Here is a 1,313-nt window from a genome sequence, read left to right on the forward strand (position 1 = left end):
TGTCTAGTCCTGAAATAGGTTTACACCTGTTTCAGTCTCAAAACGCCCGATGCACCGCATCGGGCGTTTTGTATTTCAGGGACAAGTGCGGCCGCTCCCGATTGTAGATTTGCACCGATTCATCCACCATTTTCACTGCATCCGCCAGGTCTTTGGGACGATGCAGCAAAAACTCAGTCTTCAAAATCCCATTTATCCTCTCCGCCATCGCGTTCTGATAGCAATCATAGCCGTCAGTCATTGAGCACCTGATTCCATGCCGGGTATGCATCCGTTGGTATAAATCGGAGCAATACTGGGCTCCGCGATCTGAATGATGAATGAGCGGTTGATTGGATTTTCGCTGACTAACAGCCTTCTGCAGTGCCCTGACCACCGACTCCGTATGCAGGCTGCCGTGCACATGATGACCCACGATTTTGCGGGAGTACGCGTCTGTTATCAGGCTGACGTAAGCGACACTTTCCCGCGTTGGGAGATAGGTAATGTCTGCGACCCAAACCTGCTCAGGTCTGCTGGCTACAACTTGTTCCGGGCCAGCTTTGAGTAGGTTGGGGTGACGGCGGAAGCGATGATGGCTATGCGTGGTTTTATGATATGCACGTTTGCGAGGGACCAGCTCTCGCGCCTCTCGCAAGATGGAAAACAGGCGGTCTCGACCGACACGTAGCGTCGCTGTGGCTTCAATTACCATCAGGTGGTGCAGTTTGCGCGTCCCAAGCCTCGGCTGGCGGCGACGCTTTTCCAGAACGAATTCCACTACCTGCTGGTCTTGGCAAACTCTCGCGTCAAAGGCTCGGTTGCGCTTGTAATACGCTTGGCGCGAAATGCCCATAAACAGGCAAGCCCTGGTAATGCTCAGGTCTTGGATTTGCCCTTGCGAGAGGACTTGCCGGGTCGCTTTTTTACGATGGACACACCGTAATCATTTTTCAAGACGTTCACGACAGCTTCAAAGAACTGGGCCTTCTGATTGCTCAGCGCCAACTGTTCTTCAAGCTCTTTGATCCGCTGTTCGGGTGTCAGCGGGAGGTTGGGGTCGGTCATCGGCCTGCTCCGCGGCGCTCGGATTGAGGCGCCTTGGCTCCAGTCCTGTCGGCCATGCTTGCGTAACCAAACCAGTACCGTGGACCGGCCTTGAATGCCAAAGCGCCGTTGAGCCTCTTTATAACTCAACTCGCCTTTTTCGACTTGATCTACGACTGACAATTTAAAAGCTAGCGTGTAATCGCGCTGGCTCCGCCTTTTTCCCGTATCCATTGAATCCTCCTGAAGATCGGTCAGAAGGTGTAAACCTTATTCAGGACGGGACA

Annotated in this window: 1 protein-coding gene; it reads right to left on the reverse strand. The window is 53.3% G+C overall.

Annotation, left to right across the window (positions count from 1 at the left end; genetic code table 11):
• Positions 1-37: 37 nt before the first annotated feature.
• A protein-coding gene (locus AC0IYH_RS28960; RefSeq protein WP_163821457.1) for an IS3 family transposase occupies positions 38-1,260 on the reverse strand; the annotation gives its coding sequence in 2 pieces (ribosomal slippage) (positions 38-909 and positions 909-1,260; 1,224 coding nt in all).
• Between the last annotated feature and the right edge of the window lie 53 nt (positions 1,261-1,313).

The sequence above is a fragment of the Pseudomonas sp. AC463 genome, from assembly GCF_979253585.1.